Raw genomic sequence first — 24,807 nt, forward strand, 5'->3', positions numbered from 1 at the left:
TGCAAACCGGGCACGCCATTGGGAGTCCTTCGGCCTCCAGCGGGAGCAAGCTCCCTCGCCACAGGAATGTCGATCCCATAAATCGAGCACGCACAAAAACGCCGATGACCATCACTGGCCATCGGCGTTTTCATACCTTGAAGGGGTGGTTTAGCGTCGGATCAGAACGCCGGCAATACCGCGCCGTTGTACTTCTTCTCGATGAACGCTTTGACTTCAGGGCTGGTCAGGGCAGCGGCCAGTTTCTTGATGGCGTCGCTGTTCTTGTTGTCCTCACGGGCTACCAGGAAGTTCACGTAAGGCGAGTCAGCGCCTTCGATCACCAGCGCATCCTTGGTCGGGTTCAGCTTGGCTTCCAGCGCGTAGTTGGTGTTGATCATGTCCAGATCAACTTCCTTCAGCACACGTGGCAACAGGGCCGATTCCAGTTCCTTGAACTTGAAGTTGTGCGGGTTCTTGGCGATGTCCTTAGGGGTCGCCAAGGCGTTTTTCGGATCTTTCAGTTCGATCAGGCCAGCCTTCTGCAGCAGGATCAGCGCACGGCCGCTGTTGCTGCCTTCGTTCGGGATGGCGATGGTCGCGCCGTCTGGCAGATCAGCCAGTTTCTTGTACTTGCTCGAGTAGCCACCGAACGGTTCAACGTGGACGCCTTGCACGGTCACCAGGTACTTGGACTTGTCGTCCTTGTATTTGCCGGCGTTGAAGCTGTCCAGGTAAGGCTTGGTCTGGAAGTAGTTGGCATCCAGACGCTTCTCGCCTACCTGCACGTTTGGCTGCACATAGTCGGTGAAGACCTTGATTTCCAGATCCACGCCTTCTTTGGCCAGGGTCGGTTTGATCAGCTCGAGAATTTCCGCGTGCGGCACCGGAGTCGCCGCCACCACCAGTTTCTCGCCAGCCTGGGCCAGGGAAGCAGTCAGAGCAGCCGCCAATGCGGTAAACAACAGAACCTTTTTCATGCAGTGTCCTTATCGAGAATCACGGTCGCGAATGGCGACGGCTATTAATACGAGTGCCAGTGAAGTGCTATCCCCGGCGTGAAGCGGACAATACCGGGATTTTTTATTCCCGCACAATAACGTTTATTCACTTTGATATTCCATTTCGTTCATACAGAACCGAACGGCTACAACTGCTGGCTCAAACCAATCAGCAGATCTTTCAAAGCCTTACGTTCGTCGACGCTCCCGCCGATGGTGATTTGTGCCACCAGTCGTTCGATCTGAAGCTGCGGCCCAGACACTTCGGGCAGGTTCAGGTGCTCCGGCAGGATTTCATCGCCGGTGCTGACCAGCAGCGCAAAGTGAATGACGTTTTCCAGCTCACGGGTGTTGCCCGGCCAACTGTGGCGCTCCAGCAGGTGCTGCGCCGCTTCGCTGATCAACGGCACCGGCAGATCAAGGCGCTGGCTGTAGATACCGAGGAAATATTCCGCCAGCGACAGGATGTCGCCGATTCGTTCGCGCAGGGCCGGCAATTCCAGCTGACCTTCGCTAAGGTAGTGGTAAAGCCGTTCGTGGAATTTTCCGGCGTCCACCGCTTGCGCCAGATCAATGCTGGTTGCCGCCACCAGCCGCACATCCACCGGGCTTGGCTGATGTGCGCCGACGCGGGTGACTTCGTGGTTTTCCAGGGCGGCGAGCAGTTTGATCTGGATCGGCAACGGCAGATCGCCGATTTCGTCCAGATACAAGGTGCCGCCATTGGCCGAACCGAACCAGCCGGCGCGACTGCTCGCCGAACCGGTGTAACTGCCGGCGGCATAGCCGAACAGTTCGGCATCGGCGTAGGTCGGACTGATCGCGCCGCAATTGACCGAGACGAACAGACCGCTGCGATCACTGGCACGGTGGATGTGGCGCGCGAGCAGCTCTTTACCGGTGCCGGTCTCGCCACGAATCAACACCGAAATGGCACGCGGCGCGAGGTGCTCCAACTGCTCGCGCAACTGGCGGGAGCGGGGATCGACGAACACCAGCGCCTTGGCGCGAATGCTCAGGGGACTTTTTTCCGCATCGGGAAAGGTCAGCAACGGCTGACCGAACGTTTCGAAACTCATGGCAGACTCCCGCCCAGAACCGCCGGCAGACGGGGGCGTTCAGAAAAGAAAAAGGTTCAAGCGCGACGCCGGGCGTGGTGTTCCATACGGTTTTGCAGGCGATACAGATAAGCGAAACCCTGCTCCCAGCGCTGATGCCCAGACTTGACGTTGATGTGCCCCGCCCCGGCAAGAATTCCCGCCTCGGCGCCCCAGTTGCGCGCCAGCTCAAGAGCGCGCGGAGCGCTGACGGCGGCGTCGTTGTCGGAACTGACCACCTGGCTGGGGAACGGCAACAGATCGGTCGGGATCGGCGCGAAATTGCGCAACGCAGGCGCGCAGGCCGGACGCTCGACATCGGCCGGTGCGACCAGCAACGCACCGCGCACCTGACGCAGGTATTGCACGGGCGCGGTGGCAGCCCAATGTGCAACGGTGATGCAACCCAGGCTGTGAGCAATCAGGATCACCGGCGTGCTGTCGGCAGCAATCGCTTCGGCCAGCGCCGCGACCCAGTCTTCACGGCGCGGCGTCAGCCAGTCGGCCTGCTCCACGCGTGCGCTGTTGGGCAGACTGTTCTGCCAGTGGGTTTGCCAATGATCTTCTGGCGATCCTTGCCAGCCCGGCACAATCAGGTAGCGGATTGATTCGTTGCGCATGGGGAGCTCTCCTGCGTCGTGTCTGTTCCTGATCGAGTATAGGGACGGGATTTATATTCGTTAAGGAATAAGAAGCTATTTATTAAGACCCGAAAAGAATATTAGAGATACTCCTGTGGGAGCGGGCTTGCTCGCGAATGCGGTGGCTCAGCCAACATCGATGTCGATGCAGCTGACGCTTTCGCGAGCAAGCCCGCTCCCACAATGGGTCGGTGGTGAGGCTAGTTTTGCGGAATAAAAAAAGGGCCGCACCCTGCCAAGGAGACGGCCCCGGAAAAACGTAAATCCTGTTACCGCGCGGTGATCACCGACAATTTGGTAATTCCCGCCCGCTCGATCGAAGCCATGGCCCGCGCCACTTCGCCGTAGTTCACCCCGTCGTCGGCCTGCAGTTGCACGCGCACTTCCGGGTCCTTGGCCTTGGCCGATTTGAGGTTGAATTCCAGCAAGTCCGGCTGAATTTCATCCTTGTTGATAAACAGTTTGCCGGCGCCGTCGATGCTCACCACCAGCGGATCTTTCTGCTCGACCGGCGCCACCGCTTCGGTTTTCGGCAGGTTGATCGGGATCGCATTGGTCAGCAGCGGCGCGGTGACGATAAACACCACCAGCAGCACCAGCATCACGTCCACCAGCGGTGTCACGTTGATCTCGCTCAGCACCTCGTCGCTGTCTTGTGTGGAGAAGGCCATGTCAGGACGCCTCCTTCACTTTTGTCGCGTTGCCCGGTGCCGCGACCTTGTGCGCCGTCGGGTGGATCAGCACGCGAAACGAGCTCTTTTGCGCCAGGCTGTAGAAGTCGTGGGCGAAGTCATCCAGGTCCGCCGCCGTCAGTTTCAGACGACGCAAAAAGTAGTTGTAAACCAGCACCGCCGGTACCGCGACGGCGATCCCCACACCGGTGGCGACCAGTGCCGCGCCAATCGGACCGGCGACGGTTTCCAGGCTCGCCGAGCCTGCCGCGCTGATGCCTTTGAGCGCCTCCATGATTCCCCACACCGTGCCGAACAGACCAATGAACGGCGACGTACTACCAATACTCGCGACCACCGCCAGACCGGTTTCCAGCGAACGCCGTTCGCGGACGATCTGCTGGCGCAGGGCACGCTCCAACCGATCCTGATGGTTGATCGCCTGACTCAGGTCATTGGCCTGCGGCGCCTCGCCCACCTGAATCGCCGCGTAACCGGCTTGTGCCACCCGGGCCGCCGCGCCGGGTTGGGTTTCGCTCAACTCGGCGGCGGAATCCAGACTCGAGGCCGCCCAGAAGCGTTTATGAAACTTGCGATCCTGCGCCTTCAGACGACCAAACTGCACAGCCTTGAGCAGCGCCAGTCCCCAGGTGGCAACGGAAAAAACCACCAGCAGCCAGATCACCGCGCTTTCGATGGATTCCAGTGGAGAGGCCAGTAACGTCATGATGTATTCCCTCGTGTAAACATTTAGCGCGAATAGGTTTCGGTTTAATGAATCTTGAAATCGATGGGCACGCTGACCCAGCCGTCCTGGGCGACATCACCCTGCTTGGCCGGCACGAAGCTCCACTGTTTGACGGCATTGAGTGCCGCATCGTCGAGCTGTTGCCGACCACTGCTTTTCTGAATCTGGATCTCGCCCGGTTTGCCATTGGCCAACACGTGCACCCTTAACAACACCGTGCCTTCCCAGCCGCGACGCTGGGCCAGCGACGGATATTCCGGCGCCGGGTTCTTCAAATACGCGGCGTTGGCCGAGGCCGGTGTCACTGGCGCGGGAGCCGGTGGGGCGGGCGGTGCCAGGGCGGCAACCGGAGCGGCCGGTTGCGGCGGCGCGGGCGGTTGTTCAACAGCTTTGGGCGCCGGTTTCGGCACCGGTTTGGCCACCGGTTTCGGCTTGGGTTTGGGAATCGGTTTGGGTGGCGGAGGCTTCACCGCCAACTCGTCTTCAACCGGCGGCGGTGGCTCAACGACCGTTGCCGGTGGCGGCGGTTCGACCACTGGTGGCGCGGGTGGCGCCGGCCGCGAAAACTCGATGGTCATCGGCGGAATTTCCGGCGGCACGATCGGCAACGCCGGCGTCGGATGCTGGTTGATCCAGTAGATCACCGCACCGTGCACCAGCAGCGCCAGCACGCCGAGCAGAATGGTTTCACGGCGGCTCAGAATGCCCTTGGGCGCACGCTGCAAACGCAACTGCCCCAGCGGCACACGATGCGGCCGGCCGAGATCGACCAATTCGCCACTCGGCGTCTGACGCCACAGCAATTCCTGTGCGCTGGCGGCGGTCTGGACATTGCCCATTGATTCACTCCCTGCAGTCTTTTTGCGAAGTACCCGACAGGTCGCCGCAAACATCCCCCGGGCGACCGGTCGTTGGGTGAATCATTGGAGCAATCGCTTATCTCCGAAAGTAACTTTTATCGATGTGTTTAGATTTTTTACGAATATAGGTTTTCGTAGATTGTCGCAAAGCCACGGCCTGCAAGGCCTGGCGCCGAGGGCTGAATTTACAATGCTTTTCAAGCATGAAAAATATTCGGCGAAGGCATGCGAAACCCGCTCATTTCGCGCTTCTTCAGCGGTTTTGCCGGATGAATTCCAGGCCATTCAACCCGGTGTTGCCCATCATGTCCGCCGCGCTGCCCATTGACCGCAAGCGTGTGTAGGCGTGATCGGGCGAAAACATCACCCAGGCTTGCGCCGTGCCATCGGCCGTCAGCGTATTGAAAGAGATAGCGACCGGGCCTGTTGAAAAGCCATGCCTGAAATGAAAATTGCCAAATGCGATCGGGTAATCGGTGCCGGACACGGACAACGTGCCGGTAAAACTGCCGGTGCGGTCATCGCCCTCGGTCAGGGTCAAGGTTGTATCTGAAGGTTCATGACGATAAACGCCATTGATCGTGGACATGTGCAGCATCCTTGCTTGTGTTTGCGAAGAAATCTGGCGCTGGCTGCGCCTCATGCGTGGCGAACGAAGTCGCCCGGCAGGCTGCTGACCACGCCGTCATAGGTAACGCGCACGCAGTGCCCCTGCAGTTCATGAGTGCCGCGACTTGGCGAGAACAGGGTCAGGGCGAAATAACCGTGATCCTGGTTATTGGCAATCAGCGTGACCACGGTTGGCGGCTGGTAGCCGTTGAGGCTGGCATAACGGCCACTGACAATGCCGTAGTTGATGCCTTGGTGATGCAACGTGCCGCCGAAGACCCCGGTGCGGTCATCGGAATCGACAATGGTCAGAGAGGGCCCATCGAGGGTGTTGGAATAAAGCGCGTTTTGCATGTAAGCGTCCTGCTCGAATGATTGAGTTCACCTCGAGCTTAGAATCAGACGCCAGCAAACGCTGTCATCCACAGGAAACACAACCAACATGAAAATGACTTATTTCATGTAAGAAAAAAGCCGCCAGGCTCAATAGCATGACGGCTTTTTTGTGACACAAAATTACTGTTTAACAAACTCTCCAGCCAGGCCAACAACATCACCATCAAAGTTGGTACGCGAACCCACCGCACGAACTTTTGAGTAGTTGTGATCCGGCGAGAACAGCGTCCAGGATTGATAACCGGTGCCGTCATTCAGAGCCGCGAAGGTGATGATCGTAGGCTGCCCGGTGCTGTTCTGGAAATGGTAATGCCCGTAAGCGATGTCGTAGTTCACGCCGTTCTGACTGAACTTGCCGCTGAAGGTGCCGCTGGAATCGTTGCCATCGGTAATCGTCAGTTTGGCGCCAGCGTTAGCGTTTACATAATTGCCATTAATGCTCGACATAACGTGATTTCCTTTATCGTTGGATAAGTGTCTTCCGATGAGAGCAAGTTCCCTCCTGGAAACTCACGACACTCAGGATGGTTGGCCATTCACTTATTGTCCACGCGACTTTTCAACGAAATTGCAATAAGCAGTATTCAAACCGCACATAACTTATCGCCATTCATTCGAGCATTAATTCCTTTTCAACTAACGACTGGCACTGGTCTGCTGCACTGCCGATGTCGGGGCAATCACGGCGGTCTCGGAGCGCGGCGTACCCTTCGGCACCCAGTCGTAACTCACGGGCAACGCCCGATAGACCCAGTTGCTGATCGCGTCGCTGCCCGGTGCTTTACCCAGATAAGGACTGACGTATTCCCAGACGTTTTCGCCGCCGGCCGTAACCTGGAAAAAGCGCCCGTTCATGCCTTCGTCGATCAGCGTATTGCCGTTGGGCAAACGTCGCGCGCTGCTGATGAACGAGCTATAGAACGCCCACCCCGGCTGCTTCGAATTCGCCGCGCTGTACTGCCAGACGATTTCATTTTTCTGCGGGTCGATTTCCAGCACTCGCGAGCCGGAAATAAGCCCGAGGGTGACGTTCGGATACCCCGCCGAACCCTGGTTGTCGAACACCAGCAGGTTGCCCGCACCGGGCAGCCCGGCAGGGATGATGTGCGCGTCGTGCTGGCCGACAAATTGATCCACCGGACGCGGCAGTTTCTGTGCGGTTTTCGGGTTGATCAGCGGCAGGTTCGGGCCGAGGCGCCAGACCACTTTGCCGCTGTGTTTGTCGATGATCGCGATGAAGTTGGCGTTGCGTGAATCGAGCAACAGGTTATCTGGATTGAAGCGCTTGTCCCCGGCATCGAACCACTTGTTCGGCCCGACCACGCTGAGGTTGTTGATGTGCAGGTAATCCGGGTTGTCGCTGGCGCGCACCAGCTTCAGTTGCTCCTGGGTGAAGCCGAATTCGTTGAGGTGTTCCGAGGCCAGCCACTGCCATTTCACCTGCCCGTCGGGGCTGACTTCGTAGATCGCATCGTCGATCACCTCGGGCACTTTGAAGCCTTTGACCTTGTGCACCTTGTTCGCCAGCACCACGGTGTTGCCGTTGCTCAGGCGCCGCTGATCATGGTGTTGCTGCGCTGCGCCGCCGGGCGCCTTGTCGCCCCACTGCCAGACCACTTTGCCGTTCCAGTCCAGCTCGCCGACGCTCTGATTGCCCAGGCCGTTACCGGCGGAGCCGAGCTTGCCCGGATCCTTGTCGCTCAGTTGCAACAGCACATGCCCGCGCTCGCCGCCGACCAGTTGCGGGTCGATGATCGCCGACGGAAACCCCGCCTGCGGCCAGGTTTTCACCTCGTTGCCGTTCATGTCGATCAGGTGCGTCTGCTTGTCGGCACCACTGAAGATCACGTACTGATTGAACGCCTTGTCCGGGTCGTAACGGGTGACGCCGGTCGGGTACACGCTGGGTGCGGCGAACACCGTGGTACTCAACGCTGCGCCGGATAACAACAGCGCTAAAGCGGTTTTGCCTGGCAACATGATGCAGCTCCTTGAATGACAGATCAGAAGTCGTAGCGACCGGTAACGCCAAGGGTGCGCGGCGTACCGAGCAGGCCTTCATAACCGCCGTTGCCGCCGGTCCACAGGGTCGTGTAGTAGGTCTTGTCGAAGGCGTTTTTCAGCCACAGCGAAACGTCCCACTGGCCCTGATTGAAATCGCCGCGCAGACCGGTGGACAGGTTGACCACCGCGTAGCTCGGGATCTGCCCGTAATCGGAATCCTCGACCGTGCCCACCGCTTTGGAGCGGAACGCGTAACTGCCGGTGACGTAGGGTTGCAGACCGTTGGCCAGATTCCATTCGTATTTGCCGTTGGCGTTGCCGATCCATTTCGACGCGCCGACCACCTGGTGGCCGCTGAGGTCGCAAGAGGCCGGTGCGCCCGGTGCCTGGCTGACTTCCGGCGGGCACGGTGCATCTTTGTACGAGAGGTAGCTGACGTCGTTGTACGAGCCGTTGAAGTTCAGGGTCAGGCCGCGCAACGGGATCACCGTGCTTTCAAATTCGACGCCGCGCGAGCGCACCGAGCCGGCGTTGGTCAGGTATTGCACGCGGTTGAGGTCGTCGTAGGCGTTGGTCTGATAGGCGTTGACCTGAGTCCAGAAAACGTTGGCGTTGAGCTGCAGACGCCGGTCCCACAAGGTGCTTTTGAAACCGAGTTCGGCGTTGTTCGCGCGTTCGGTGCCGATCAGCAGCGAGTCGGCGCCGGCGGTTGGCGCCGAACCCACTGCGAGGTTCACCCCACCGGATTTTTCGCCGTGGGACAGCGTGGCGTAACCGAGCAGATCATCGGTGATGCGATAGCTGAGGTTGAGCAATCCGGAGGGGCTTGAGCTGTACTGATTGAGATCGCCGGAATCGTAGGCGCCAGTGCGTCCGCGGCGTGCCGTGGCCGCTGCACCGGTGACAGTGGCGCCACCGACCGGCGCATCGCGGGTGACCCAGGCGTTCTTCTCTTCATAGGTGCCACGCACCCCGGCAGTGAAGTCCAGGCGCTCGGTGAGGTGCCAGGTGCCTTGGGCGAACAGGGCGAAGCTGTCGGTCTTGATGTGGCCGTTGCCGACGCTGCCGACGTTGGCCAGGGCACCGCGTGGCGTGCCGTTCCAGATGTCGGCCTGCGGGCCGTAATAGGCGAAGGATTTGTTGTCCAGATCCGAGCCGAAGTAGTAAGCGCCCACCACGTAATCGAAGAACTCGCCCTTGGGCGAGGCCAGGCGAAATTCCTGCGAGTACTGTTTGTCTTCGACCGAAACCCCGGCATTGTAGGTCGCCGCGACGTTGAGACCGTCGTCGTTGGCCGGGGTGAAATTCCAGAAGCGATAGGAGCTGATCGAGGTCAGGGTGAAATCGCTCGGCAGCGTCCAGTTGGCCTCCACCGACGTGCCGCCCTGATGCACGGTGACGTGCTGGTCGTTGTCCAGATTGACCTTGCGGTGCGAGCCGTTGACCAGCGTCGCGCCGGCGGCATTGGCCCGCGATTGGTAGAGGTTGACGCCGTTGATGGTCGGCCCGGTGTTGTACAGCACGCGGGTGCCGGCGCTGGAGTCCTCTTCGTTGTAATCGCCGATCCAGCGCAGATTGAAATCTTCGTTGGGCTTGAACAGCAACTGCGCGCGGAAGCCATCGCGCGAGCCACCGTTCAGGTCATGGCCGTTGTATTCGTTCTTGATGTCGCCGTCGCTGCGGGTGCGATAGGCCGAAAAGCGTCCGGCCAGTTGATCGTTGAGCGGCCCGGAAATGGTGCCCTTGGTCTGGAAGTAGCCGTCCTCGCCGAACGAGGTTTCGATGCTGCGCTCAGGGGTGAAGGTCGGCGCGCGGGTGCTGATGTTGATCACCCCGGCGGTGGTGTTCTTGCCGAACAGCGTGCCCTGCGGCCCGCGCAGGACTTCGAGCTGTTCGATGTCCATCAGGTCGAACACCGCCATCCCCGGACGGCCCAGATACACGTTATCGATGTACAGACCGACGCTGCCTTCCAGGCCGTCGCTCGCCGGGTTGTTGCCCAGTCCACGAATCGACACGCTGGACTGGCGCGCGTGCATGTAGGCGACGTTGACGCTCGGCACCAGTTGCTGCAAATCCTGAATCCGGTAGACCCGCTGCGTCTCCAGATTCTGCCCGCTGACCACGCTCATCGGCGTCGGCACGTCTTGCGAACTTTCTTCGCGCCGGCGCGTGGTGACGGTCACGGTTTCCAGCTGCGAGCTGTTGGCCGCCGGTTTGCCGGCCGGCGCCGGTGGCGGTGCTTCGGCCTCGGCGGCGTAGCTGTGAGTCCAGCTGGCGCTCCCCGCCAGCAACAGGGCCAGAGGCAGGCGTTTGAGCCGTCGTGGCGTTAAGGGTGACGCAAGGTTCAACGGACTCATGGCGCGGCTCCTGGTCAAAAAACACACAGACATCTTCAGTACTGCATATTCTTTTCAGTTATTTATTTATGGATTTACAAATATTTACTGCATAAGAGATTGCCTTTATAAGGAGTCGACCTAATGCATATCCAATGCATTTCCCGGATATTTTTTATGTGAAAAATGCATATCGACTTGCGCCAACTTCGACACTTCATCGCCCTCGCCGAACAACGCAGCTTCGTCGCCGGCGCGCAGGCGGTGAACCTGTCGCAGTCGGCGTTCAGCCGCAGCATTCAGGCGCTGGAACACAGCGTCGGCTGTCAGCTGGTCGATCGTGGGCGCAAGGACCTGCCGCCGACCAAACAGGGTCAGGTACTGCTCGAACATGCACGCCGACTGGTCAGCGGCGCACAGCAGATGGCCAACGAGATCAGTCAGTTCAATGGTCTGGAAGCCGGCGAGCTGCGCTTCGGTTGCGGCCCGGCGCCGGCAGCCGGATTGATCCCGCGCGCGATCGGCGCGTTCATCGGGCGCTACCCGAAAGCGCGGGTGCAATTTCAGGTCGATGACTGGCAGAGCCTGAGCAAACGCCTGCTCAATGAGGAATTCGAATTCTTCGTCGCCGACACCCGGCACTTCGAAGCCGATCCGGATTACCTGACGTATCGCTTGCGGCCGCGCAAATGGCATTTCTGTTGCCGTGCCGGGCATCCGTTAGCGGCACTTGAACGGGTTTCGGCCGAACAATTGATGAGCTATCCACTGGCGGTGAGCATTCGTCCGCCGAACTTGCGCAAGGTCATCGTCGACCTCAGCGGTCGCCCGGATTTCACGCCAAATGTGGAATGCGAAAACAGCTCGAGCCTGCTCAGCGTGGTGCTGCGTTCGGATGCGATCGGCATTGTCGGGGCGTATTCCGATGCGCTGCATCAGGCCAAGGGTGAGCTGGTATGTTTGCGGATCGACGGCCTGGCGGATGATCTGGAGGAGCTGTACACGCGCTACGGGATTGTCAGTCGCGCGGGGTATCGGTTGTCGCCGCTGGCCGAGGCGATGATTGAGCAGATCAAGGCAATTGATGCGGTGGATGAGGAGGTGTGTTCGCTGGAGAATTTTGCAGTCTGATCCACCGCCTTCGCGAGCAAGCCCGCTCCCACATTTGGAACGCGTACTCCTGTGGGAGTGGGCTTGCTCGCGAAGGCATCGCCACAGGCACCGATGCATCCACTGCATAAAACCCATTCCCCAAATGCACTTGCCGAACACCCCCGCCGAAAGCGAAAACCCTCGCCTGTCTTTCTGACCGGTGAACCCCATGTCCAACCCGCAAAACCCTGTGCGCAATGTGCTGTACATCATGTGCGATCAGCTGCGCCGCGATTACCTGTCCTGCTACGGTCATCCGCATCTGCACACGCCGAACATCGATCGCCTGGCCGCCGCAGGCGTGCGCTTCAGCCGTGCCTACACCCAGGGCACGATCTGCGGCCCGTCGCGGATGTCGGCCTACACCGGGCGCTACGTCAGCAGCCATCAGGTCGCATGGAACGCCGTGCCGTTGCCGCTGGAAGAACTGACGATCGGCGATTACCTGCGCCCTCACGGCATTCGCACCGCGCTGGTCGGCAAGACCCACGCCACGGCCAATGTCGACGCCTTGCAGCGTCTGGCGATCAACCCGGACAGCGCGCAGGCCGAGGTGCTCAACGAGGTCGGTTTCGAGCCGTACTTTCGCCACGACGGGATCTTCCCCGACGACCCACTGTTCGACGACAAGCGCGAATCCGCGCCCTACACCCATTACCTGCGCGAGCAGGGCTTCGACGGGCGCAACCCCTGGCACGACTGGGCCAACGCCGCCGAAGGCGAGAACGGCGAAATCCTCAGCGGCTGGCAGATGCGTCATGCGCATTTGCCAGCGCGAATTCCCGAGCAGTTCTCAGAGACTGTCTACACTACAAATCGAGCCATCGACTTCATCACCGAGCAAGGTGAGAAATCCTGGTGTTTACACCTCTCCTACATCAAACCGCACTGGCCCTACATCGTACCGGCGCCATACCACGCCTTGTACAGTACGAAATCGATTCTCGAACCGGTCCGCGCGACGCCCTCCGAAGCGAGCAAACACCCCGTATACGCGGCGTTTCGCCAGCATGAGGAAAGCCTCAACTTCTCCCGTGATTCAGTACGATTGAATGTAATCCCCACCTACATGGGCCTGATCAAGCAAGTGGATGATCAGCTCGGGCGGCTGTTCGATTTTCTGCAGAGCAACGGTCGTTGGGATGACACCTTGATCGTGTTCACCAGCGATCACGGCGACTTTCTCGGCGACCACTGGCTGGGCGAGAAGGAGTTTTTGCTGGAACAGGCAGTGGGCGTGCCCCTGATCGTGCGCGACCCGCGCGCCGCGGCGGACATCACTCGGGGCACGGTGGATGAGCGGCTAGCGGAAACCATTGATGCCTTGCCAACGTTTCTCCAGGCGCTGGGCCTTGCGGGCGCCGAGCATCGGCTGGAAGGACACTCGCTGATCCCGCTGTTGCACGGGGAAAATCCCGACTGGCGCCGCTACGCCATCAGCGAATACGACTACGCCTTTCAGGCCCCGGCACGCGAGCGACTTGGCCAGCCGATCGACCGTTGCCGCATGACCATGGTGCGCAGCGAGCGCTGGAAATACCTGGCGTACGACGGCTTCCGGCCGCAGTTGTTTGATCTGCTGAATGATCCGCAGGAGCTGCGCGATCTGGGTGAGGATCCGGCCTACGCGGCGGTGCGCGAGGAGCATGCGGGGTATCTGTTCGAGTGGGTGCGCGGCTTGAAGCGGCGGACCACGATCAGTCATCAGGAGATTGATTTGCGCGGGCAGCGGTTTCGCTATGGCGAGCCGGAGACCGAGAAAGTCGTGCAGATTGGCGTTTGGTGAATCAAAAGCTTCGCGAGCAAGCCCGCTCCCACAGGGCCATATGTTGTTCACATCCATCGTGTTCAACACACCTCCACTGTGGGAGCGGGCTTGCTCGCGAAGAGGCCCGATCAGACGCCGCCGATATCAAGTCCTTTGATTGTTTGACTGCGCTGCCCATTCACCCCAACCGGCACTTCACCCTTGAGCGTCACCCGCCGCACGATGCGATCCTGAGTGCCGTAATCATCAATCGCATAATGCTGAGTCGAACGGTTATCCCAGATCGCCACATCACCCGCCTTCCAGCGCCAGCGCACGGTGTTTTCCTGACGGATCACATGGCTCTGCAACAGGCCAAACAAATGTGCCGAATCGGCTTGCGAATAACCCTTGATGCGTTTGACGAAGTGCCCCAGCAACAAACTTTTCTCGCCGCTGATCGGATGCACACGCACCACCGGATGCTCGGTCTCGTAGACGGTCGAGGTGAAGACCTTGCGATAGCGCTCCAACTTCTCCGCCGACACGTCCGGCTTGGCCCCGGCGTAGTCGTATTCGTTGCTATGTACGGCGACCAGTTTGTCCGCCAGCTCGCGCAGTTCGCTCGGCAGTTCGTTGTAGGCGGTCGCGGTGTTGGCCCACAGGGTGTCGCCACCGAAGGCCGGCGCCACCACCGAGCGCAGGATCGAGGCTTTCGGGTAGGCGTCGACGAAGGTCACGTCGGTGTGCCAGGAGTTGGCGCGCTGGCCCTCGGCCCCGTCCAGCTCCAGCAGATACCGCGTGCCCTCACGCACCGGTACGGTCGGATGCGCCACCGGCTCGCCGAGCAGATGGGCGAAGGCTTCCTGGCGCTGATCGTCGAGCTGGGTCTGCTCGCGGAAAAACACCACCTTGTACTGGATCAGCGCTTGCTGAATGGCTTCGACCGTGGCGGCGTCCAGTTCACCGGACAGGTGCACGCCACGAATCTCGGCGCCGATACGGCCGGCCACCGGATGGATTTCCAGCGCGTGGACAGCAGGTTTTACAGCGAGTGCGGCATTGCTCATGGGTAGACCCTCATCGACTGCTTGCGGTTGGGCGACAGCGAAACATGGCTCTATCTATATTCCATTTACATCTAATAGATATTCACATGCTTCGTTGACGGAATAAGAGCTTGCATTTAAAACCTCAAGCAACCCTCGTCGCAAATGCCTTCGAGCTATTTTTAGGATGCCGGGAAAGCATATGGATCTTCGCCAGTTGCGCTACTTCATCGCCCTCAACGAACACCGCAGTTTTGTCCGTGCGGCGGACGCGATGGGCATCACTCAACCGGCGTTCAGCCGCAGCATTCAAGGGCTGGAGCAAGAATTCGGCTGCGTGCTGGTGGATCGCGGCAACAAGGATCTGCGCCCGACACCCGAAGGCCAGGTGGTGCTGCAACACGCCCTGACCCTGGTGCAGGGCGCGGCGTTGCTCAGCGCTGAAGTGACGCAAATGACCAAGCTTGATGCCGGGGAGCTGCACTTTGGTTGCGGCCCGGCGCCAGCGGTGAAACTGGTCCCGGATGCGGTGGCGCAATTCATCAACGCGCACCCGAAAGTACGCACCTGTTTTCAGGTGGATAACTGGGAAAAGCTCAGCCGCGCGCTGAGCCGCGAAGAGATCGAATTCTTCATCGCCGACATCCGCCATTTCGAGGCCGATCCAAACTTCCAGACCCAGGCCCTTACGCCCAAGCGCGGGGTGTTTTTCTGCCGGCCCGGGCACCCGCTGCTGGCCAAGGAGAGCTTGTCGACCAACGACATGTTCGACTACCCGCTGGCGACCACATTGATCCCGCCGGGGATTCGCAAACTGCTGGCGAACCTCAGCGGCCGGATCGATTTTTCCCCGACCATCGAGACCGAGCATTTCCCGGCGCTGGTGAAAGTGGTGCTGCAATCGAATGCCATCGGCATCGGTACGGAAGAGGCGTTTTACGAGGACATTGCTCAGGGTTCGCTGGCGCTGTTGCACTGGCGCAATCTGCCGCAGAACCTGGAGAGCATGAACGCGCGCTGCGGGATTGTCAGTCGTACCGGGTTTCGCTTGTCGCCGGCAGCAAGAGCGATGATCGAGACATTGGTGGCGGTGGATAAGCAGGAAGTCTGCATCGCGGTTTGAGGACGCCTTCGCGAGCAAGCCCGCTCCCACGGTGAATTGTGGTGAACACAGATTTTGTATTCACGCCGATCCACTGTGGGAGCGGGCTTGCTCGCGAAGAGGCCCGTCCAGACACTGGAGATTCAGAGCTTGGCCGCCGCCAGTTCAGGCGCCACCCAATCACTGACCTTGAACGGCTTGCGAATCAGCTTCTGCTGCGCCGCCAGATCCACCGAGTCCTGTAACTTGCCGAGGAACACCGGGTCCAGCGTCGACGGGAACACCTCGCTGAGTTTCTGATCCGCCAGATCCTGGGTCAGGATCACCGGTGGATAACTCGCCAGCCCCGACACCAGTTGCACATAAGCGTCCTTGTTGCTGTCCTGAGTCAGCCAATCCACGGCCTGCTGCTGCGCCTTGAGCAGTTTCGCCACGACCTCCGGGTGCCCGTCGACAAACTTGCCGGTGCCAACCAGCACCGATTGCACACTGCCGGCACCACCCAGATCCTTGGTGTTCAGCGGCAATTCCGCCAGCCCCTTGGCTTGCAGCGCCGTCAGCCCTGAGCTGCCCCACGACGCGTCGATCTGTTTCGCCGCCAGTGCCGCGACCGCGCCGCTGAAGTCGAGATTGATCACTTTCAGGTCCTTCTCGCTCAAGCCCTGACTGGCCAGCGCCGCATCAAACGACAGCTGCGTGGCGGTGCCACGGAAGATCGCCACGCGCTTGCCTTTCAGATCCTGCAGGGTCTTGATCCCCGACCCCGGCACCACGCCCAGATACTGTTTCACCCCACGCGCACTGGCGCTAAGCAAACGCGTGTCGAGGCCATTGGACTTGCCGATGATCGCCGCGAGGTCGCCCAGATATGCCAGATCGACCTGACCATTGGCAAACGCTTCGTTGATCACCGGCCCGGCGCCCTTGAAGAAGCTCCACTGAATCTTGATGCCTTGATCGGCGAAGGCTTTTTCGAAGATCTGCTGGTCACGCAGCACGTCCACCACACCGCCGCCGCTGTGCTGGGTGCCGGCGCTCAGGTCAGGCACGGCGATCCTGATTTCCTTGAGTTCGTCAGCCTGCGCGTTAAACGCCAGCAGGCCCGCCAGTGCCGGAATGGCAAACAGACTGAAGACTCGTTTGAAGGGACGGTTCATGGGTACGGCTCCTTGATCACGACAGGCGTTGAGGAGCCGAAAGTAGGCCGAAGCATGACCTTCGCTTAAATACTATAAATGCACATTTTTATAGCCTTTAGCGCTAAGCGTGAAATCACGCGGGCTGCAGCGGCGTATGCATTAACAGCATCGAAAATATTCTTCGAATGCATTGGATGCGCGTCGCGCTGCAAGCCTTAAATGGTCTTGCTTATCTCTCAATAGAATTGATTTAAATTTTTATAGATCGATTTTGCATATACCGCTAGCCAATTGTGGGAGCGGGCTTGCTCGCGAAGAGGCCGTGTCATTCACCATCATCGGTGCCTGACACTCCGTCTTCGTGAGCCAGCCCACTCCCACACAGGCACAGCGGTTCGCCATGCAACCCGACAACGGAGGTCACCCATGGCCCGTGATTCCCTGCTCAGCCTGCCGCTGCCCGCGCCACCTCTGAAAAGCCGGCGCGCGTGGCCGAGCCTCAACCAACGTCTGTTGCCATGGCTGTTGCCGATCAGCCTGTTCGCTCTGTGGTGGCTGGCCGCACGCAATCAATGGATGAGCGAGCAGATCCTGCCGGCGCCATCGCTGGTGTGGAACAGCGCCATCGAGCTGTCCCAGGGCGAGTTGTGGAGTCATTTGTGGATCAGCCTGCAACGTCTGCTCTGGGGCTTGCTGGCAGGGATCTCAGCTGGTGCGCTGCTGGGTGCCGCGCTGGGCTTCAGCCGTCGCCTCGAACGCCTGGTCTTCCCGACGTTCGCCGGTCTGGCACAGGTACCGACGCTGGCGTGGATTCCGCTGTTCATGGTGTTTTTCGGCATCGGCGAAGTGCTGAAACTGGTGGTGCTGATCAAGGCCATCGTGGTGCCGGTGACCCTGCACACCCTGGTCGGCGTTCGTGATGCGCAACCGAAACTGCGCGAAGCCGCCGCCGTACTGCGCCTGCCGTCGTACTTGCTGATCCGGCGTCTGGTGTTGCCTGCCGCACTGCCGGCGTTCATGGCCGGCGTGCGTCTGGCCCTGGCCGCAGGCTGGACTTCATTGCTGGCGGTGGAGCTGTTGGCGTCCAGCGAAGGCATCGGCTACCTGATGGTCTGGGCACGGCAACTGTTCATGCTCGACATCGTGTTCGTGTGCATCGTGGTCATCGGTGTGCTCGGTGTAGCGATGGATCGCGGCATCGGTTTTCTCGACCGCAAACTGGTGCACTGGCCGCACCCGGCGACTGCGGAAATCCGCCGTGGCCCGCACTATCAAGGCTGGCAGAGGCTGCAACCGTGGCTGTTGCCCCTGAGCCTGATTGGCGTCTGGCAAGTGGCGAGCGATCAGCAGTGGGTCGATGCGAACATCCTGGTCAGCCCGCTGGCGGTACTGGAAACGACCAGGAACGGTCTGCTCGACGGCACGCTGATCAGCGGCATGGCCTTGAGCCTCGGTCGTACCCTTGGCGGGTTGCTGCTGGGCGGCGGACTCGGTTTCGCCCTCGGCCTGTTGCTGGGTCTGTCGCGCACCAGCGAACGGCTGCTCGGCCCGACTCTCGCCGCCATTCGCCAGATCGCGATTTTCGCCTGGGTGCCGCTGCTCACCGCGTGGTTCGGATTGGGTGAATTGGCGAAGTGGGTGTTCGTCGCCCTCGCCGCGTTTTTCCCGCTGTTCATCGCCACCCAGCGCAGCGTCGCCAACCTCTCGCCACAACTCAACGAAGCCGCGCAGGTGCTGCGCCTGAGCCTCGGCCAGCGCCTGCGTCGTCTGGTGCTGCCGGGTGCGGCGCCGGGGATTTTCGCCGGGCTGCGCCTGAGTCTGATCTACGCCTGGCTCGGCACCATCGGCGCCGAATATTTCATGCCGTCCAACGGCGGCATCGGCAGCCAGATGATCGGCGCCCAACAACTGCTGCGCATGGACCTGATCATGGCCGGGATGCTGCTGGTCGGCCTCACCGGCGCCCTGCTCAACCTCATCGGCCAACGCCTGGAAATTCGCGCTACTCGCTGGAGACACGCATGAACGCACCGATTGTCAGCTTCACCCATGTAGGCAAATCCTTCGACGTTGACGGTTTCGAACTGGAGGCGATTCGCGAATTCAACCTCGACATCGCCGAGGGCGAATTTGTCGCCATCGTCGGGTCCAGCGGTTGCGGCAAATCCACCTTGCTGCGTTTGCTGGTGGGTCTGGATACGCAGTTTCGCGGGCAGATCAGCGTCGATGGCAAAGCCGTCAACGGCATCGGCGGCGAGCGCGGCATCGTGTTTCAGGAGCATCGGCTGTTCCCGTGGCTGACCGTGGCCGACAACATCGGTCTGGGCCTGGTCAACGAGCCGCTGAGCACCGCCGAAAAGCAGCAGCGCATCAACGATTTCATCGATCTGGTCGGCCTGCGCGATTTCACCCGCGCCTATCCGCACCAGCTCTCCGGCGGCATGGCCCAGCGCGTGGCGATTGCCCGTGGACTGGTCGCCAGCCCACGGATTCTGCTGCTCGACGAACCCTTCGGCGCACTCGATGCGCTGACCCGCCAGCAGATGCAGGACGAACTGCTGGCGATCCGCGACCGGGCGAAAATCACCACGATCCTCGTCACCCACGACGTCGAAGAAGCGATCTTTCTCGCCGATCGCGTGGTGGTGATGGAGCCGCGTCCGGGACGGATCAAGCAAGTGGTCGACATCGCCTTGCCGCACCCGCGTCAGCGCAGCAGTTTCGACTTCCATCAGCTGCGCGAAGAGCTGCTGCACGAACTGACCAGTGACGACCATTACCAACCGAGCCTGCCGGTCCAGATCCGCGATCTGCCGCTGTCGTTCATTGCCTGCTGAGAGGAGCTTTTCGATGCCGCAACGCCCCAACTTTCTGGTGATTCTGGCCGACGATCTCGGCTTCTCCGACATCGGCGCCTTCGGTGGCGAAATCGCCACGCCGAACCTCGATGCCCTGGCCAATAACGGCCTGCGCCTGACCGATTTCCACACCGCTCCGACCTGCTCGCCAACCCGCTCGATGCTGCTGACCGGCACCGACCACCACATCGCCGGCATCGGCACCATGGCCGAAGCGCTGACCCCGGAGCTGATCGGCAAACCGGGTTACGAAGGCTACCTCAACGACCGCGTTGTGGCCCTGCCCGAGCTGCTGCGCGAGGCCGGTTACCAGACGTTGATGAGCGGCAAATGGCACCTCGGCCTGACCGCTGAACTGGCGCCGCAGGCCCGCGGTTTCGAACGTTCGTTCTCGCTGCTGCCGGGTGCGGCCAACCACTATGGTTTCGAGCCGACCTACGATGAACACACCCCTGGCCTGCTGAAATCGACTCCGGCGCTGTACATCGAAGACGACACCTTTATCGATGAGCTGCCCAAGGATTTCTACTCGTCGGACGCCTTCGGCGACAAGCTGCTGCAGTACCTCAAGGAGCGCGATCAGAGCCGGCCGTTCTTCGCTTACCTGCCCTTCTCCGCACCGCACTGGCCGTTGCAGGCACCGGCCGAGGTGGTCGAAAAATACCGTGGCCGCTACGACGCCGGTCCCGAAGTCTTGCGTCTGGAGCGCCTGGAAAAACTCAAGGCGCTGGGCCTGATCGAGCCGGATGTCGAGCCGCATCCACTGATTCAACTGAATGCGCAATGGGCTGCGCTGAGCGCTGAGCAGCGACAGATTTCTGCGCGGGCCATGGAGGTCTACGCGGCCATGGTCGAGCGCATGGACTGGAACATCGGCCGGGTGGTCGATTACCTGCGCCAGCAGGGCCAACTCGATAACACCTTCATCCTGTTCATGTCCGATAACGGCGCCGAAGGCGCGCTGCTGGAAGCGTTCCCCAAGTTCGGCCCGGAACTGCTGACTTACCTCAATCAGCATTACGACAACAGCCTCGACAACATCGGCCGCGCCAATTCCTACGTCTGGTACGGGCCGAGCTGGGCGCAGGTGGCGACGGCGCCGTCACGGCTGTTCAAGGCGTTCACCACCGAAGGCGGGATTCGCGTACCGGCGCTGCTGCACTATCCGCAATTGCCAATCAAAGGGCAGATCAGCCACGGCTTCGGCACGGTGATGGACATCACCCCGACGATTCTCGATCTGGCCGGCGTGCGCCATCCGGGCAAGCAATGGCACGGCAAACCGGTGGCGCCGCTGCGCGGTAAATCGTGGCTGGGCTTTTTGTCTGGCGAGACGGCGCAGGTGCATGACGAGCACACCGTCACCGGTTGGGAATTGTTTGGCCGCCGGGCGATTCGCCAAGGGTCGTGGAAAGCCGTGTGGATCCCCGGGCCGGTGGGGCCGGCGACCTGGCAGCTTTATGACTTGAACAGCGATCCGGGGGAGATTCATGATCTGGCGTCGAGTCAGCCGGACAAGCTCAACAGCTTGATCGGGCATTGGCAGAAATATGTGGAGGAGACCGGGGTAATTTTGAGTGCTTCGCCGTTTCAGCCGGATTGAGGTTGCCTGATTCGGTGCCTTCGCGAGCAAGCCCGCTCCCACAGTTGAAATGCGTTCCCCTGTGGGAGCGGGCTTGCTCGCGAAGAGGCCCGCAAATTCACCATCAAGCCTGAGCCGTACGCGCCTCCTCCGCTACCACTTCATCCCGACGAACAAACCGGTTCGCCCGCCCAAACGTGCCGAAATCATTGAACCGCACGCCCATCTCGCGCATCACCTTGTGCGCCACCGGCACGGTCAGCTGCCGGATGTAAAACGGTTCCTTCACCACAAAATGGTGAATCCCGTGGCTGCTGCCGAAGTTGAAGCAGAATGCCTGCAACGGCCACAGCCACCATGGGTTCAACACCTGGCATTGCTGCAGCACGTTGCCCGCCTCGATGTCACCGTAGTAATGCATGTTCGAGCTGATGAAGTGCAGGCAAAAGGTGCGCAGCACGTTCGGGCCGATGATCACCACCGCCGCGATATCGATCACCTGCATCACCGACAGCGTGGTCGCCGACCATTCAATCGGCGAACCCATGAGGTAGGCAATGCCATTCGCCGCATGGAAGCCGAGAAACACATACCACGCGCCCCAATGCACCAGCGCCAGCGGCGCATAGACCTTTAGCGTGCGCTTGATGATGTTGATTTTGTGCGCCCAGGTCCTGGCCCGCAGCATGCGGATGAACGCCGACATCACGTTGTCGCCGACCATCAGCAACCGCGCAAGACCCCAAGGCTCGCCGTTGGTGATCGCGCGTTCTTCCATATCGGTTTCGGTGCCGGAGACCTTGTGGTGATTGAGGTGCAGATGGCGGCGGATCCACGGGTTGATCGTGCTCGGCCGCGCCAGCCACACCAGGCCCATCATCAGGTTGTGCGGCACGCGCTGCTTGCGGAAATACATGCTGTGGATCAGGTCGTGTTCCAGCTCATGGGTCAGGGACGCGAAAAACGCATTCAGCAGCAGGCACACCCACCACGCCATGTGGCCAGTGATGTACAGCGTCGCCGAACCGATCATCCCGGCCAGAGCAAAGGCCAGAATGCCCGCGCCGAGGGCGTCCTGGTGCTGCAAAATCGGGTAGCGCTGACGCAACTCGACGCCCTTGGCCAGCACCACTTCGCGAATATGCGCTGATCGCTGGGCAGCATTGTGTCGCTGGGGACTTGCAGAAGTACGGTCCATGCTTCCATCCTCTGGTTATTGATGTTCGCATCCTGCCTTGCGAAAGCTGTATTGATGGTAGCCGTGAACGCCAACCTGTTGACCGGAAGCGCCAATCAGCATGAAGGAACCGACCTCGCTCGCCAGCTGGACCCGTGCCTTGCGCAAGCAACTCGATGCGCTGGGGCTGGACAGTCTCGGCCTGTGCCAACAGGCCGGACTCGATCCGCAGTTGATGGACGACCCGAACGCGCGCTATCCGTTGTCCGGCACCACGCGCCTGTGGCAACTGGCAGTACAGTTCAGCGGCGATCCGGCGATCGGTCTGCGAGTGTCGCGCTTCGTCAGCCCGACCACGTTCCATGCGCTCGGTTACGCGCTGGTGGCCAGCGGCAGCCTGCGTGAGGTGTTCGAGCGTATCGTGCGTTATCACCCGGTGGTCAGCGATGCGCTGGAACTGGAGCTGAGCCGCAGCGATGATCGCTATCTGTTTCGCCTGAAAATTCCGTCAGGCAATCCGGCGCCGGCCTTCGAAGCCATCGACGCGTTTGCCGCGATCTACGTACGCACCTGCCGCAATCGCCTAGGTCGCGATTACGCGCCGCTGGCGGTGTACCTGCGCCGCCCGGAACCGTCCGATGCGCATCAGTGGCACAAGGTGTTCCGCGCCCCGGTGCATTTCTCCTGCGCCGAAGATCGCCTGGAATTCGCCCTCGCCGACTTCGACAGCCACCTCGACGACGCCAACCCGGAACTGGCCGAACACAACGAAACCGTGCTCAAGCGCACCCTGGCCCAGCTCCAACCGCTGACCTGGGAGCGCAAGGTGCGCGACGCCATCGAAGAGCAACTGCCCGAAGGCGAACCCAGCGCCGAACGCATCGCCCAGGCCTTGCACCTGAGCTTGCGCAGCCTGCAACGGCACTTGGCGGATGAGGGCTGTCGCTTCGACACGCTGCTCAACGAGAGCCGCGAAAACCTCGCGCTGCTGCACCTGCGCGATCCGCAGTGTTCGTTGAGTGAAGTCAGTTACCTGCTGGGGTTTGCCGACACCAGCAGCTTCAGCCGCGCGTTCAAGCGCTGGACGGGGATGACGCCGGGGCAGTTTCGCGATCAGTTGCGCTGAACATCAGCCCTTGATCAAGCTGCGTTGCAGGCCGGCAGTCCACTGTTCGATCATCGCCTCGCCTACTTCGGCAAAATCGGGGTACTTGCGGCTGTGTCTGGCCATTTCCTCAATCGCCATCTGCATGCCGTGAGCCACTTGTTGCAGTAATTCGTTGCAACGCGCCTCGGTCAGGTTGCATGCCGTACGACCGAACCGCACCAGCATCTTGTACTTGGGCCAGGCTTTTGAACCGCCCAGCAGCAGCGCCATGCTGTCGCTCTTGATATAAACCGACGTTGTAATGATGTCGTATGCCGGCGCGAGCCTGACGGATGACTGCTCTGCACAATCTTCGTAAAGCACGCCGAAATTCTTCAGATGCGCATCACCGTTTTTCAGCCCCGCAGACAACGCGACAATCTTGAAAAACGCTTCCAGGGCAGAGCCCAGCAACTGCGGCGAAACGAATGCCTTGATCTGCCGCGCGGCACCTTCATAGGAACCGTCGTATTTGGCTTTCGACGGCCACCCGTTCAGTACACAGAAGTCTTCGAAACCGAGGTACCCCGAATCGCTCCGGTCAAAACGCTCGACCACCAGAAATTTGCCGCGCTCGCTGAGCTCGAATGTTGGCACTTCGAGGCCGCAGTGCTGTGCCGCCCGCATACAGAAATATTCATTGGTTGCCAGCTGCGGATACTCTTCGGCGCGAAAGGCCTTGACCAGATGAGTCGCGCCCCGATGAGTCAGGCGATCAATCACGGCAGCGCTGTCACGCACCAGCACTTTGGGCTGCACGCCTGACACTCCGGAATACTGACCGTAGGTCTGTAACAGATCTTCGAACAGCCCCTGAGCACCATCGTGCACCAGCAGATCGCTGAGGGATGTTGCCGGAGGCTGATCAGTCGCCGGTGTGCTGGCAATTGCCAGACGGCCGAGCTGATGTGGGCCAACGATAGCCAATAAAGCAAAATCATCGAAGCCACGCACGGCTTTACTGAAGCGCCGCATCAACTCCTCACGCAGCGCGCCTTCGGGCAAGTTCATCTCGAAGACAGGGTGGATGCCATGTTCCCAGCCATAGCTGTCCAGGCGAGTGGGCATCGTCAGCGATACCGCATTGTCAGCGCTGGCGTCTTCGCGGTAACTGAACACGCTGTCGTCGCGAATCTGCCCGCGCCCCAGCGTCCCGACCACCTGCTCACCTACACGGATTTGCAACCTGTCCGGCGTTTCAGTCATGGAAATTCACTTTTTGCAGAGCGTCGAGGGTTGGGCGATTGGACTTGCGGGGAACGGCAACCAGCTCGTAACCGAAGCCATTGAGTATCGCCTCAACCTTGCGCAGGCCGATTTCGGAGACCGTGTTGTTTTCGATCCCCGAGATGGTGGTGCGGCTCATGCCGTATTGTTGAGCCAGTGCCTGCTGAGAGAGTTTGCGCGCCTTGCGCAAGCTTCTGATCACTTCGCCGATCTGTTCCATTGCGCAAGCCTGCACTGTTTACGATGCATTTATAGATAAATAAATGAAATGCATCACATGTG

23 protein-coding genes are annotated in these 24,807 nt (G+C 60.4%); 7 read left to right on the top strand and 16 right to left on the bottom strand.

From position 1 onward, the window contains the following. Nucleotides 1-161: 161 nt before the first annotated feature. The 11 genes from LVD08_RS13930 to LVD08_RS13980 all read right to left on the bottom strand — a co-directional run bounded on the left by LVD08_RS13930 (nucleotide 162) and on the right by LVD08_RS13980 (nucleotide 10,366). Nucleotides 162-959, bottom strand: a complete 798-nt coding sequence (locus LVD08_RS13930) for a MetQ/NlpA family ABC transporter substrate-binding protein (RefSeq protein WP_027611172.1) — start codon at nucleotides 957-959, stop codon at nucleotides 162-164. Between the two features lie 167 nt (nucleotides 960-1,126). Beyond that, the gene (locus LVD08_RS13935; protein ID WP_247268413.1) at nucleotides 1,127-2,059 is read right to left on the bottom strand and encodes a sigma 54-interacting transcriptional regulator; all 933 of its coding nucleotides are present in this window, start codon (nucleotides 2,057-2,059) and stop codon (nucleotides 1,127-1,129) included. 56 nt (nucleotides 2,060-2,115) lie between these two features. Then, on the bottom strand, nucleotides 2,116-2,697 hold the full coding sequence (locus tag LVD08_RS13940; protein ID WP_003220572.1) for an alpha/beta hydrolase: 582 nt from the start codon (nucleotides 2,695-2,697) through the stop codon (nucleotides 2,116-2,118). A gap of 290 nt (nucleotides 2,698-2,987) precedes the next feature. Further along, nucleotides 2,988-3,389 (bottom strand): ExbD/TolR family protein, encoded by a 402-nt coding sequence (locus LVD08_RS13945; RefSeq protein WP_003220570.1) that lies wholly within the window; start codon nucleotides 3,387-3,389, stop codon nucleotides 2,988-2,990. Between the two features lies 1 nt (nucleotide 3,390). Then, complete coding sequence (locus LVD08_RS13950) at nucleotides 3,391-4,116, bottom strand: MotA/TolQ/ExbB proton channel family protein (protein ID WP_027611170.1); 726 nt, start codon at nucleotides 4,114-4,116, stop codon at nucleotides 3,391-3,393. A gap of 44 nt (nucleotides 4,117-4,160) precedes the next feature. Next, nucleotides 4,161-4,976 (bottom strand): energy transducer TonB, encoded by an 816-nt coding sequence (locus tag LVD08_RS13955; RefSeq protein ID WP_247268414.1) that lies wholly within the window; start codon nucleotides 4,974-4,976, stop codon nucleotides 4,161-4,163. A gap of 274 nt (nucleotides 4,977-5,250) precedes the next feature. Then, complete coding sequence (locus LVD08_RS13960) at nucleotides 5,251-5,586, bottom strand: hypothetical protein (RefSeq protein WP_247268415.1); 336 nt, start codon at nucleotides 5,584-5,586, stop codon at nucleotides 5,251-5,253. 50 nt (nucleotides 5,587-5,636) lie between these two features. Further along, nucleotides 5,637-5,960 (bottom strand): hypothetical protein, encoded by a 324-nt coding sequence (locus tag LVD08_RS13965; RefSeq protein ID WP_007963450.1) that lies wholly within the window; start codon nucleotides 5,958-5,960, stop codon nucleotides 5,637-5,639. 162 nt (nucleotides 5,961-6,122) lie between these two features. Further along, nucleotides 6,123-6,449, bottom strand: coding sequence for a hypothetical protein (locus LVD08_RS13970; RefSeq protein WP_247268416.1), 327 nt, complete (start codon nucleotides 6,447-6,449; stop codon nucleotides 6,123-6,125). 189 nt (nucleotides 6,450-6,638) lie between these two features. Then, nucleotides 6,639-7,982: an aryl-sulfate sulfotransferase gene (locus LVD08_RS13975; RefSeq protein ID WP_247268417.1), complete on the bottom strand. Its 1,344-nt coding sequence runs from the start codon at nucleotides 7,980-7,982 to the stop codon at nucleotides 6,639-6,641. 23 nt (nucleotides 7,983-8,005) lie between these two features. Next, nucleotides 8,006-10,366, bottom strand: coding sequence for a TonB-dependent receptor (locus tag LVD08_RS13980; RefSeq protein ID WP_247268418.1), 2,361 nt, complete (start codon nucleotides 10,364-10,366; stop codon nucleotides 8,006-8,008). Between the two features lie 165 nt (nucleotides 10,367-10,531). Here LVD08_RS13980 and LVD08_RS13985 point away from each other — a divergent pair, with 165 nt between their 5' ends. Both LVD08_RS13985 and LVD08_RS13990 read left to right on the top strand, forming a co-directional pair. Further along, nucleotides 10,532-11,476: a LysR family transcriptional regulator gene (locus tag LVD08_RS13985; protein ID WP_247268419.1), complete on the top strand. Its 945-nt coding sequence runs from the start codon at nucleotides 10,532-10,534 to the stop codon at nucleotides 11,474-11,476. Nucleotides 11,477-11,666: 190 nt separating this feature from the next. Continuing rightward, entirely contained in the window at nucleotides 11,667-13,283 is a 1,617-nt protein-coding gene (locus LVD08_RS13990) for an alkaline phosphatase family protein (RefSeq protein WP_247268420.1), read from the top strand. A gap of 110 nt (nucleotides 13,284-13,393) precedes the next feature. Here LVD08_RS13990 and LVD08_RS13995 read toward each other — a convergent pair whose 3' ends face one another. Continuing rightward, a complete protein-coding gene (locus LVD08_RS13995) occupies nucleotides 13,394-14,314 on the bottom strand; it encodes a TauD/TfdA dioxygenase family protein (protein ID WP_097086838.1) in 921 nt (306 codons plus the stop codon). A 181-nt stretch (nucleotides 14,315-14,495) separates the two neighbouring features. On the opposite strand from LVD08_RS13995, the gene LVD08_RS14000 reads away from it, so the two are divergent. Further along, complete coding sequence (locus tag LVD08_RS14000; protein ID WP_247268421.1) at nucleotides 14,496-15,416, top strand: LysR family transcriptional regulator; 921 nt, start codon at nucleotides 14,496-14,498, stop codon at nucleotides 15,414-15,416. 122 nt (nucleotides 15,417-15,538) lie between these two features. Here LVD08_RS14000 and LVD08_RS14005 read toward each other — a convergent pair whose 3' ends face one another. After that, nucleotides 15,539-16,552, bottom strand: coding sequence for an ABC transporter substrate-binding protein (locus LVD08_RS14005; protein WP_247268422.1), 1,014 nt, complete (start codon nucleotides 16,550-16,552; stop codon nucleotides 15,539-15,541). A gap of 408 nt (nucleotides 16,553-16,960) precedes the next feature. Between LVD08_RS14005 and LVD08_RS14010 the strand changes: the two genes are divergently transcribed. Genes LVD08_RS14010 through LVD08_RS14020 form a run of 3 tightly spaced genes read left to right on the top strand, consistent with a single transcriptional unit; the run spans nucleotide 16,961 to nucleotide 20,995 of the window. After that, nucleotides 16,961-18,559, top strand: a complete 1,599-nt coding sequence (locus tag LVD08_RS14010; RefSeq protein ID WP_247268423.1) for an ABC transporter permease — start codon at nucleotides 16,961-16,963, stop codon at nucleotides 18,557-18,559. Next, nucleotides 18,556-19,371 carry an ABC transporter ATP-binding protein gene (locus LVD08_RS14015; protein ID WP_096796901.1) on the top strand — a complete coding sequence of 272 codons (816 nt, stop codon included), beginning with the start codon at nucleotides 18,556-18,558 and terminating at the stop codon, nucleotides 19,369-19,371. The genes LVD08_RS14010 and LVD08_RS14015 overlap by 4 nt, the downstream gene beginning before the upstream one ends. 13 nt (nucleotides 19,372-19,384) lie before the next feature. Further along, a complete protein-coding gene (locus LVD08_RS14020; RefSeq protein WP_247268424.1) occupies nucleotides 19,385-20,995 on the top strand; it encodes an arylsulfatase in 1,611 nt (536 codons plus the stop codon). 103 nt (nucleotides 20,996-21,098) lie between these two features. Here the strand turns inward: LVD08_RS14020 and LVD08_RS14025 are convergent, their stop codons facing one another. Beyond that, entirely contained in the window at nucleotides 21,099-22,172 is a 1,074-nt protein-coding gene (locus LVD08_RS14025; protein ID WP_247268425.1) for a fatty acid desaturase, read from the bottom strand. Nucleotides 22,173-22,272: 100 nt separating this feature from the next. Between LVD08_RS14025 and LVD08_RS14030 the strand changes: the two genes are divergently transcribed. Then, nucleotides 22,273-23,277, top strand: a complete 1,005-nt coding sequence (locus LVD08_RS14030; protein ID WP_123585685.1) for an AraC family transcriptional regulator — start codon at nucleotides 22,273-22,275, stop codon at nucleotides 23,275-23,277. Between the two features lie 3 nt (nucleotides 23,278-23,280). On the opposite strand, the gene LVD08_RS14035 is transcribed toward LVD08_RS14030, so the two are convergent. Both LVD08_RS14035 and LVD08_RS14040 read right to left on the bottom strand, forming a co-directional pair. Then, nucleotides 23,281-24,504, bottom strand: a complete 1,224-nt coding sequence (locus LVD08_RS14035) for a type II toxin-antitoxin system HipA family toxin (RefSeq protein ID WP_247268426.1) — start codon at nucleotides 24,502-24,504, stop codon at nucleotides 23,281-23,283. Further along, nucleotides 24,497-24,745, bottom strand: coding sequence for a helix-turn-helix domain-containing protein (locus LVD08_RS14040; protein ID WP_247268427.1), 249 nt, complete (start codon nucleotides 24,743-24,745; stop codon nucleotides 24,497-24,499). The genes LVD08_RS14035 and LVD08_RS14040 overlap by 8 nt, the downstream gene beginning before the upstream one ends. Nucleotides 24,746-24,807: the final 62 nt, after the last annotated feature.

The sequence above is a fragment of the Pseudomonas sp. YL2 genome, assembly GCF_023063025.1.
GTDB lineage: Bacteria > Pseudomonadota > Gammaproteobacteria > Pseudomonadales > Pseudomonadaceae > Aquipseudomonas > Aquipseudomonas putida_A.

What these genes read in the sequence shown, in the direction of transcription:
- LVD08_RS13930 (WP_027611172.1), bottom strand. Translation starts at nt 959, where the DNA reads ATGAAAAAGGTTCTGTTGTTTACCGCATTGGCGGCTGCTCTGACTGCT.
- LVD08_RS13935 (WP_247268413.1), bottom strand. Translation starts at nt 2,059, where the DNA reads ATGAGTTTCGAAACGTTCGGTCAGCCGTTGCTGACCTTTCCCGATGCG.
- LVD08_RS13940 (WP_003220572.1), bottom strand. Translation starts at nt 2,697, where the DNA reads ATGCGCAACGAATCAATCCGCTACCTGATTGTGCCGGGCTGGCAAGGA.
- LVD08_RS13945 (WP_003220570.1), bottom strand. Translation starts at nt 3,389, where the DNA reads ATGGCCTTCTCCACACAAGACAGCGACGAGGTGCTGAGCGAGATCAAC.
- LVD08_RS13950 (WP_027611170.1), bottom strand. Translation starts at nt 4,116, where the DNA reads ATGACGTTACTGGCCTCTCCACTGGAATCCATCGAAAGCGCGGTGATC.
- LVD08_RS13955 (WP_247268414.1), bottom strand. Translation starts at nt 4,976, where the DNA reads ATGGGCAATGTCCAGACCGCCGCCAGCGCACAGGAATTGCTGTGGCGT.
- LVD08_RS13960 (WP_247268415.1), bottom strand. Translation starts at nt 5,586, where the DNA reads ATGTCCACGATCAATGGCGTTTATCGTCATGAACCTTCAGATACAACC.
- LVD08_RS13965 (WP_007963450.1), bottom strand. Translation starts at nt 5,960, where the DNA reads ATGCAAAACGCGCTTTATTCCAACACCCTCGATGGGCCCTCTCTGACC.
- LVD08_RS13970 (WP_247268416.1), bottom strand. Translation starts at nt 6,449, where the DNA reads ATGTCGAGCATTAATGGCAATTATGTAAACGCTAACGCTGGCGCCAAA.
- LVD08_RS13975 (WP_247268417.1), bottom strand. Translation starts at nt 7,982, where the DNA reads ATGTTGCCAGGCAAAACCGCTTTAGCGCTGTTGTTATCCGGCGCAGCG.
- LVD08_RS13980 (WP_247268418.1), bottom strand. Translation starts at nt 10,366, where the DNA reads ATGAGTCCGTTGAACCTTGCGTCACCCTTAACGCCACGACGGCTCAAA.
- LVD08_RS13985 (WP_247268419.1), top strand. Translation starts at nt 10,532, where the DNA reads ATGCATATCGACTTGCGCCAACTTCGACACTTCATCGCCCTCGCCGAA.
- LVD08_RS13990 (WP_247268420.1), top strand. Translation starts at nt 11,667, where the DNA reads ATGTCCAACCCGCAAAACCCTGTGCGCAATGTGCTGTACATCATGTGC.
- LVD08_RS13995 (WP_097086838.1), bottom strand. Translation starts at nt 14,314, where the DNA reads ATGAGCAATGCCGCACTCGCTGTAAAACCTGCTGTCCACGCGCTGGAA.
- LVD08_RS14000 (WP_247268421.1), top strand. Translation starts at nt 14,496, where the DNA reads ATGGATCTTCGCCAGTTGCGCTACTTCATCGCCCTCAACGAACACCGC.
- LVD08_RS14005 (WP_247268422.1), bottom strand. Translation starts at nt 16,552, where the DNA reads ATGAACCGTCCCTTCAAACGAGTCTTCAGTCTGTTTGCCATTCCGGCA.
- LVD08_RS14010 (WP_247268423.1), top strand. Translation starts at nt 16,961, where the DNA reads ATGGCCCGTGATTCCCTGCTCAGCCTGCCGCTGCCCGCGCCACCTCTG.
- LVD08_RS14015 (WP_096796901.1), top strand. Translation starts at nt 18,556, where the DNA reads ATGAACGCACCGATTGTCAGCTTCACCCATGTAGGCAAATCCTTCGAC.
- LVD08_RS14020 (WP_247268424.1), top strand. Translation starts at nt 19,385, where the DNA reads ATGCCGCAACGCCCCAACTTTCTGGTGATTCTGGCCGACGATCTCGGC.
- LVD08_RS14025 (WP_247268425.1), bottom strand. Translation starts at nt 22,172, where the DNA reads ATGGACCGTACTTCTGCAAGTCCCCAGCGACACAATGCTGCCCAGCGA.
- LVD08_RS14030 (WP_123585685.1), top strand. Translation starts at nt 22,273, where the DNA reads ATGAAGGAACCGACCTCGCTCGCCAGCTGGACCCGTGCCTTGCGCAAG.
- LVD08_RS14035 (WP_247268426.1), bottom strand. Translation starts at nt 24,504, where the DNA reads ATGACTGAAACGCCGGACAGGTTGCAAATCCGTGTAGGTGAGCAGGTG.
- LVD08_RS14040 (WP_247268427.1), bottom strand. Translation starts at nt 24,745, where the DNA reads ATGGAACAGATCGGCGAAGTGATCAGAAGCTTGCGCAAGGCGCGCAAA.